Source organism: Acidobacteriota bacterium, assembly GCA_009691245.1.
Classification (GTDB): Bacteria; Acidobacteriota; Terriglobia; order 2-12-FULL-54-10; family 2-12-FULL-54-10; genus SHUM01.
In genome coordinates, this window is record SHUM01000023.1 from 41,391 (window position 1) to 49,570 (window position 8,180).

Below are 8,180 nucleotides of genomic sequence, written 5' to 3' on the forward strand. Positions count from 1 at the left end.
GAGGGGGCACCGTGTGAAAAAGTTTTTAGATGGCAATTTATTCATGACCGCATTGGTAGCAAGCGCATGTTTTTCCGTCGTTCTGATTGTGCTTGCATTGCAGCGACCGGCAAAAGATAGAGCGCCGGCGGAGGCTTCGACCGCCACCTCATTACCTCCCGGCCATCCGCCCGTGGCCCCAGGGGATGGCTCGGAAAGCATGCCTGGTGCGGACAAGGCGCCAGACAAGGCTCTAAACAAGGCAAAGGAAGAAGAAGTTCATTCTCTCGAAAAGCTGTTGAAAGAAAATACCGACCACACCCCGATCCTGTTTCGCCTGGCCGAACTCTCACGTGAGATGGGAAAACTCTCAGAGGCCGTCGGCTACCTGAAGGACATTCTGAAAAAAGATCCGGATAATTCCGATGGACACCTGGAACTGGGCCGAGTCCTCCATGAATTGGGCGACACCAAAGCTTCGATTGATGAAATGAACATGGTGCTGGCGAAGAACTCCAGGCAGGTGGATGCCCTCTATAATCTGGGCGCAATCCATGCCAATGAGGGCAATCTCGATCAGGCGCAACGGTATTGGAACCAAGCCGTGGCCAGCGATCCAGATTCCGAAAGCGGCAAGAATGCCCATGGCGGCTTGCAGAAAATTAGCGGACCTGTGAGCTGGCCGGCGGCATCCAGGCCCACTTCTGGCAAGCCCACTTCCGAATTTGATTTTTCAAAGTTCTCCGCATCTACCTCGCCGCCTCCCCCCAACCGTTGAGTGCATCCAATTAATCTGACCAAGGCGGAGCAATTTGAATCGGGGTAGCAGTCGATTGCGGATTCTGAAGAGTGTCCTTGGACAGTCTTGCAGCACGGTTGCGTGTCGCGCTTAAGAGAGGTTTCCCGCTTGGCGAATGGCGTGGCTCGCCCCCTGTCGCTATTTCCACCAGGACATGCCGCTGTGGAAATAGAGAGCGTTGTGGCCTGGATTGTATTTGGTCATGCCAGCATTTGAGATGTGGTGGTAGCGCAGGCCAAATATCCAGGCGCGTCGCGATGAGCGAAACCAATACGCGCCAAACCCGCCTTGCGGCGTGAAGTTGAAATGCGAAGCGCCGCGCGGGAACTTCTCCGAAGTAAGCAGCATCCCAGATGCCACGTTGATGTAGGGGACCACCTTGCCGCCGCTTTCAAAGTTCCACTGCAACATCGTCGGTGCCGCGCCCACGCCATAGATCGCACCTTGCTGGCGAATCAAAAAGACCGGCTCGAATTCCATCGCTGTTTCCAGCGAGCCGCGGAAGGGGCGCCTGCCGACGGAGTTGAGCAGCACGCGGCCCATTCGTATTTGTATGCTCAAGTACTCGCCGCCGCGCGTGCCGCCGGGCAGGTCCATTGCGGCTCCCGAGGTGATGGCGAACTCATGAGCGTGTTTCTCCAGGGGCAAAGAGAATGCTCCCGACTGCGCACGAGCTGCGCTGGCCACGGCCATGAGCAGACCAACGAGCAGACCAACGCGCAGACAAATGCGCGCCCCGGCCAGCGCCCCAGTCCGCCACCCAGTCCGCCGTGGCTTCATCTGTCTCATCTGCTTCCTTTGCTTCCTCTGCGTCGACGAGACTTGCCGGCTCACGCCGGCGGCGCAGAATTTATTGCGATACGATACGACAGTCCTATTGTAAAAGGTGACCTTGGTTCTATGGTAGCAAACGAATCTCCAGACTATTCTGAGATTGTTGAACGGAAGGGTTGATTTGGAGGGACGCCGGGGGGACGAACTTCTGATTGGCCTTTTCGGGGGGCTGGCAACCGTGCCAGCCCCTTTTTTATTTCATACTCCCAATCAAGAATCTTAGGGAATTCATCGCGCCTGAGAATGGTCGCCAGCATTCCGGGTTCGTGGAGTCCAGGCTGATCGTGGGGCCTCTGCTGATTAGTACACGCGATAGGCCTAGTATTACTAGGGCTGCAGTCCCATTCGAAATTGAGACCCGGGTGCTATGGTCAACCTGTTGGGCATCGCCTATTCTAAGTTTGTTAAACGAAGGGCTGATTTGGAGGGACGCCGGGGGGACGAACTTCTGATTGACCTTTCGGGGGGGGGGCTGGCAGCGATGTCAGCCCCTTTATTTTTTACCGAGACTTTCTGATCTGCTAAGAGGATGAGGGCGAGCGATTCGTGTGGAGGATGCGCTGTACGGACTCTTAGGCGGCATTCTGAGTGAGATGATCATGGAATGCTCTTAGCATGTCTCTCACTGTAATGATCCCCACCAGGCTGCCGTCTTCGAGCACGGCCATGCTGCCCAGCTTGCCAACTACAAATGCCTCGGCTACTTCGGCCAGTTTGGCGTCAGGAGCCGTGGTTGCCGGCTCGCGAGTCATTACCTTGCCGATAATAGTCTGCTCCATCACGTCATTGTGCTCACTGGCTGAGTGCGGCAACAGCATTGAGGGCGTCAGCCGGGCGACATCGCGGTCCGACAACATGCCCACAAGCTGACCATCGCTGACGATGGGAATATGGCGGAAGCCGGAACTTCGCATCAGCAATGCGGCCTCCAGCAGGCTTTGCGAGGGTCTCATGGTGGTGGGATTGGTGGTCATGTATTCGGCAATCGTCTTTTGATTTCCGCGCTTAGTAGAATCTGTCATTGCCCTCCGCTCCACACCGGCATTCCGACCTGACAAAACTACCGCAACTCATCCCAATACCATGCAGATTCTTGCAAATTGGAACCTTGACCTCAATTTGGTGTCCACTATTGTGGACCTAATAAGTCATCCCCCGGAATGACATTGAGGACGTATCCAGCCAAGCACTTTTGGCCTGCCGTCAACCCAAATGTCTCTTTCGGCATCGAAGCAAGAGTCTATAATTTCAATCGGGGGAACACGCATCATGATTATCTACCGCTGGTATACGTTGTCCGGTATTGGACTGTTGCTGGCCGCCGCTGTCCAGGCCGTTGGCGTCCAGGCCGCTGAACTTCCTGTCCGCCACGTCGTCCTGTTCAAGCACGGCATCGGCTACTTCCAACGCATCGGACGGCTGAACGCGGGGGAGTCGGCGCAACTCGACTTCAACGCAGGGGACATGAACGACGTGCTGAAATCTCTGACCCTGCAGGAGTCCGGACAGGGACGTATCACCGGGCTACGCTATGATTCGAGCCTGCCGCTCGAGCGCAAGCTCGCCGAGTTTCCCTTCCAGCTCGGCGAAGGCCAGCCCATCACCACCGTGCTCGATCAACTGAAGGGTGCGCAGATCGAGATGAAGTTTGCGAGCGAGACCGTGCGCGGTGCCATCATCGGCGCACGCGTGCTCCCGCGCACCGAGCAGCGCCAGGAGACGCAGCAGGTCTCGCTGCTGCTCGATACCGGTGAGTTCCGCAACGTGGACCTCACAGCGGCCTCCGGCATGAAGTTTCTCGACGCCAAACTCCAAACGCAGTTCGGCGACTATCTTGCCGCGCTGAACCAGGCTCGCTCACGCGACAAGCGCAGCGTGTATATCGACTCCACCGGCGGGCAGGCGCGCGACGTAACCGCCAGCTACATGATCCCCATGCCCGTCTGGAAGTCGTCCTATCGCCTGATCTATCCACCTTCAACTAACGCCACCGCCAAGCCGATGTTGGAGGGCTGGGCCATCGTCGACAACACCACCGGCGAGGACTGGACCGGCGTGCAGCTTTCGCTCGTCTCCGGCCGCCCCATCAGCTTCATCAGCAGGTTATATGAGCCGCGCTACATCGGCCGCCAAACGGCGGACGTCGAGCAGTCGATAGCGCAAGCCCCGGTGGTGTACGGCGGTGCGATCGAAGAGAAACGGGAAAATCAGGCGGTGCGTTTGGCTGGCCGGATGGACGCGCCACAGGCTGCGATGTCCAAGATGCTTGCCGATTCAAGACAGAGAGATTAATTAGGAGCGGTTTCCGAAGCAGTGATGGTGCCCGCGTCACCGAGCCAAATTGCCGCCACGGCTAGTGCAGGTGACCTCGGCGAGTTGTTCGAGTATCGCTTCGGCAGCGCCGTAACAGTGCGCAAGAACGAGTCCGCCATGCTGCCGTTTCTCCAGCAGGACATCACCGCGCGTAAGCTGGTCGTGTTTCGCGAGGGCGGCGGGCAGAATCCGCTGCACTCCATGGAGATCACCAACTCCACCGGCAAGACGCTCGATGGCGGCCCCATCACCGTCTATGAAGGCGGCGGCTACGCGGGCGAGGCGCTGGTCGAGACGCTGAAGGAAGACGACAAGCGGCTCATCAGCTACAGCGTGGACCTGGGCACGCGCATCACCACGGCGTTTGATTCCAAGGCCGAAGTGGTGCGCGAGGTGCACATCCGCCGCGGCGTGATGGCCACCAAAGCCGCCATCGCCGAGACCAGGACTTTCGCCATCCGCAACGTGGATGCCGACCCCAAGACCATCGTCATCGAGCATCCGCAGCGCGGCGGCTACAACCTGGTGGGCATGGCGGAGACCGAGAAGACCGCCGACGCCTATCGCTTTGAAGTGAAGGTCGCGGCCAACGCCACCGAGAAGTTTGCCGTCAACGAAGAGCGCGTCCTGGACCGCGCCGTGGCCCTCAGCAGCGTAACCCCCGACGTGCTGACGTCATATGTTTCCAACAAGAACCTTAGCGCCACGGCCATCGCGCAGTTGCAGCAGATACTCGATCTGAAGCGCCAGATTGCCGGCGCGGATGGCGAGATGCGCCGCGCGCAGGAACAACATAACAATTATGTGCAAGATCAGAGCCGGTTGCGCGAGAACATCAACAGCCTGAACCGCGTCGCGGGACAGGAGTTGCAGGTGCAGAACTACTCGAAGCAGCTCGCCGCGCAGGAAGTGCAGATCGCCACGCAGCGCGACCGCCTCTCCGCCACGCAGCAGCGCAAGGTCGCGCTTGAGGGCCAGCTCAACAACCTCATCGAAAAAATGGATTTCTAATTTGCCGCCGCATTGGTAGTCACGGGGAGCGCTCTTCTCACCGTGGGCATTTTTCGCGCCTTGGATTTCTCCCCCTGTATAGCGAAATACCCACGGTGAGAAATGCGCTCACCGTGGCTACCATCTCAATCCCGCGCACAATCCCCACGCGAAATCTGCTAGCCTGAATATTCATGTCGCGAACGGCGTTCAGGCGATCGGGTAGCGCAGGGAGGGCACTCACCTGCTGACGGTCCGCCGCGAATCATCTGTCAGGAGCGGGTGCCATGGGTAAGTCTAAGCAATCCTCCATTTTGACCGGCGCGGCATTCTTCCTGGCGCTGCCCGCCTTTGCCGCCGAAGCGGAATCCTCATCTCACATTGACCCAGTCGCCGCCGTCGTCCTCTCGCTGGCTGTCATCCTGCTGGGCGCGAAACTCGGTGGACATCTCGCCACGCGCATGGGCCAGCCCAGCGTGCTGGGCGAACTCGCCATGGGCGTGGTGCTCGGCAATCTCTCTCTATTCGGTTTCACTGCGCTTGACTACCTCAAGACCGACCCGTCCATTGACATGCTCTCGAAGCTCGGCGTGATCCTGCTGCTGTTCATGGTGGGCCTCGAGTCCACCGTCGCGCAGATGCTGAAGGTTGGCTGGAGCTCGTTCCTGGTCGCCGTTCTCGGAGTCATCGGCCCGTTCGCGCTGGGCTGGGGCGTGGGCGCGTGGCTGCTGCCCGAGCACAGCTCTTACATGCACGCCTTCCTCGGTGCGGCGTTGACGGCCACCAGCGTGGGCATCACCGCGCGCGTGCTGAAGGACCTCGGCCGCTCGCAGACCACCGAATCGCGCATCATCCTGGGGGCGGCGGTGATTGACGACGTGCTCGGGCTCATCATTCTCGCCGTCGTCTCCGGCATCATCAGCGCGGCCAACGCGGGTGGCGAGATGTCTTACATCGCTGTCGGCATGACGCTGCTGAAGGCCGTGGTGTTCCTGGTCGGCGCGCTCGTGATTGGCGGCAGGATCGCGCCGCGCTTGTTTGGACTGGCATCGAAGTTCCAGGCCTCCGGCGTGCTGCTGGCTTTTGGCCTCTCGTTCTGTTTCGTTCTCGCCTATCTCGCCAACGTCATCGGGCTGGCGCCCATCGTCGGCGCGTTCGCTGCAGGGCTGATCCTTGAAGACGTTCACTACCGGGACTTCACGGACCGCGGCGAACACTCGCTCGAGCATCTGGTCGAGCCCATCGCGTCGTTCCTGGTGCCGGTCTTCTTCATGCTGATGGGAATGCGCACCGACCTGCGCTCCTTCGGCGACATGAATGTGCTGGGCCTGGCGGGCGCGCTGTGCATCGCGGCCATCATCGGCAAGCAGCTGGCCATGCTGGGCGTGCTGGAGAAGGGGCTGGATCGCCTGTCAGTCGGCATCGGCATGATCCCCCGCGGCGAGGTCGGCCTGATCTTCGCCAACATTGGTCTAACCCTGGTGCTGGGCGGCGAGCGCATCGTGGATCAAAGCACCTTCTCCGCCGTGGTGGTGATGGTGATCGTAACCACCGTCGTCACACCTCCGCTGCTCAAGTGGAGCCTGAACCGCCGCAGGCTTGTCAATATTGCCTCTGATGGCGATGGTCGGTGATGAGATGGCCAACGACATCCGCCTGATCGCCGTGGACCTCGACGGCACCCTGCTGAACTCCAAGAAACAAATATCGGACGAGGACCGCGCCGCGCTGGCCGAGGCCGCCGCGCGCGGCATCCGAGTGGTCCCGACGACGGGGCGCAATTACTCGTTCGCGCTGCCAGTGCTGGAGTCGCTCGGTTTTGCGACGACCATGGTGTGCAGCAATGGTGCGATCATCCGGTCGAGCCGCGGCGAGACGCACTTCCAACGCCTGCTCCCCCGGCGGATAGCGCGGGAGGTTCTGAAGGTCTCGCGCGAGTTCCACCAGTTCGCGGTTTTGATGTATGACGGAGATGGGCCGGGGCAGTTGCAAATGCTCAAATCCGCGGAATTGCCCAAAGTACACACTTTCACGGAATCCTCCACTCCGCCCACAAATTTCGGATTAACCACTCTGCCCAAATCAGCGGAATCCGCGGAAAACTCGCCACTGCGTTCCATCGCCGATTCCGCGTGGGCAAAAAAGAATTTCGAGCTGATCGAGACCGTCAAACGCCTGGAAGTTGCGCGCGACTCCGACCCGCTGGAAATTCTCTACGCCGGACCCGTCGCCGCCATGCGCGAACTGATCGAAACTCTGCGCGCCCACTTCGCCGGCATGGTGTTCGAGGACGCCCCCGCGCCGGACGGTGCATTTCAGGATGGCGAGGAATCCTTTTGCATGATGCGCACCGAATATCCCGCGCAGGACTTCTCCATGCTCGACGTGATCCACGCGCAATGCTCGAAGGGGCGCGCACTGGCACAACTCGGCCAATCGCTGGGCATCGCACGGGAGCAGGTCATGGCCATCGGCGATAACTTCAACGATCTGGACATGCTGGAGTTCGCCGGCCTCGCCGTGGTGATGGGCAACGCCACGAGTGAGTTCCAGCAGGACACCGTCACTCGGCGCGGCTGGCAACTCACTCACGATTGTGACTCAAGCGGCGTGGCTCACGCACTGCGCACTCACGTGCTGTAATGCTGGAGTATGAGAAGAGCGTAGTGAGTGGAGAATGGCGGGGAACTATTCTTGCTTGCCGGCGCTTTTTGCTGCGTACATCTTGCGGTCGACGAGAGCCATGGCGTCATCGAACGATTCGTTTGGTTTGAGTTCCTGCACTCCGCAACTCAAGCTGAGTTGAAACTCGGTGATGGGAGAAGTTTTGTTCCATTCCTGCACGCGAGTGAGAACCCGATTCCTGACGATGTTGCCTCCCGCTTCGTTGGTCTCGACGAGGGCCACCAGAAACTCATCTCCGCCCATGCGAACTACAAAATCGGAGCCGCGGATCGAACTCTTCAGAATGCCGCCCACCTCCGCCAGCACTAAATCTCCAAACAAGTGGCCGAAGCGCGTGTTGACGGTCTTGAAGTTATCGGCATCGACGTAGAGGAAAGAAATTAAGGTCTTGTTTCGCTGCGCGCGCTTGATCTCTTTTTCCAGCATCTCGTTCTGACCCGCCCGAGATTTTGTACCAATCCTTGTGAGAGAGTTTACATCACAACCTGAGGCCGAGAAACTGGGTTTTTGACAGGGCTATAGGCCCCCGGCGCCGGGGGCCTATAGCCGAGCGCCGAGTGCGGCCTGCGGGTGTTGTACT

General features: G+C 59.4%; 8 protein-coding genes. 5 read left to right on the forward strand and 3 right to left on the reverse strand.

The features are described from left to right. Positions 1–13 precede the first annotated feature (13 nt). On the forward strand, positions 14–757 hold the full coding sequence (locus EXQ56_07525) for a tetratricopeptide repeat protein (GenBank protein MSO20302.1): 744 nt from the start codon (positions 14–16) through the stop codon (positions 755–757). A 159-nt stretch (positions 758–916) separates the two neighbouring features. On the opposite strand, the gene EXQ56_07530 is transcribed toward EXQ56_07525, so the two are convergent. Next, entirely contained in the window at positions 917–1,567 is a 651-nt protein-coding gene (locus EXQ56_07530) for an acyloxyacyl hydrolase (GenBank protein MSO20303.1), read from the reverse strand. A 617-nt stretch (positions 1,568–2,184) separates the two neighbouring features. Further along, positions 2,185–2,634 (reverse strand): CBS domain-containing protein, encoded by a 450-nt coding sequence (locus tag EXQ56_07535; GenBank protein ID MSO20304.1) that lies wholly within the window; start codon positions 2,632–2,634, stop codon positions 2,185–2,187. A 247-nt stretch (positions 2,635–2,881) separates the two neighbouring features. Between EXQ56_07535 and EXQ56_07540 the strand changes: the two genes are divergently transcribed. The 4 genes from EXQ56_07540 to EXQ56_07555 all read left to right on the forward strand — a co-directional run bounded on the left by EXQ56_07540 (position 2,882) and on the right by EXQ56_07555 (position 7,558). After that, positions 2,882–3,904, forward strand: a complete 1,023-nt coding sequence (locus EXQ56_07540) for a hypothetical protein (protein MSO20305.1) — start codon at positions 2,882–2,884, stop codon at positions 3,902–3,904. A 21-nt stretch (positions 3,905–3,925) separates the two neighbouring features. Continuing rightward, on the forward strand, positions 3,926–4,936 hold the full coding sequence (locus tag EXQ56_07545; protein ID MSO20306.1) for a hypothetical protein: 1,011 nt from the start codon (positions 3,926–3,928) through the stop codon (positions 4,934–4,936). A 266-nt stretch (positions 4,937–5,202) separates the two neighbouring features. Beyond that, entirely contained in the window at positions 5,203–6,549 is a 1,347-nt protein-coding gene (locus EXQ56_07550; GenBank protein MSO20307.1) for a cation:proton antiporter, read from the forward strand. Further along, entirely contained in the window at positions 6,515–7,558 is a 1,044-nt protein-coding gene (locus tag EXQ56_07555) for an HAD-IIB family hydrolase (GenBank protein ID MSO20308.1), read from the forward strand. The genes EXQ56_07550 and EXQ56_07555 overlap by 35 nt, the downstream gene beginning before the upstream one ends. Before the next feature lie 45 nt (positions 7,559–7,603). Here EXQ56_07555 and EXQ56_07560 read toward each other — a convergent pair whose 3' ends face one another. Continuing rightward, the gene (locus EXQ56_07560; GenBank protein ID MSO20309.1) at positions 7,604–8,059 is read right to left on the reverse strand and encodes a GGDEF domain-containing protein; all 456 of its coding nucleotides are present in this window, start codon (positions 8,057–8,059) and stop codon (positions 7,604–7,606) included. Between the last annotated feature and the right edge of the window lie 121 nt (positions 8,060–8,180).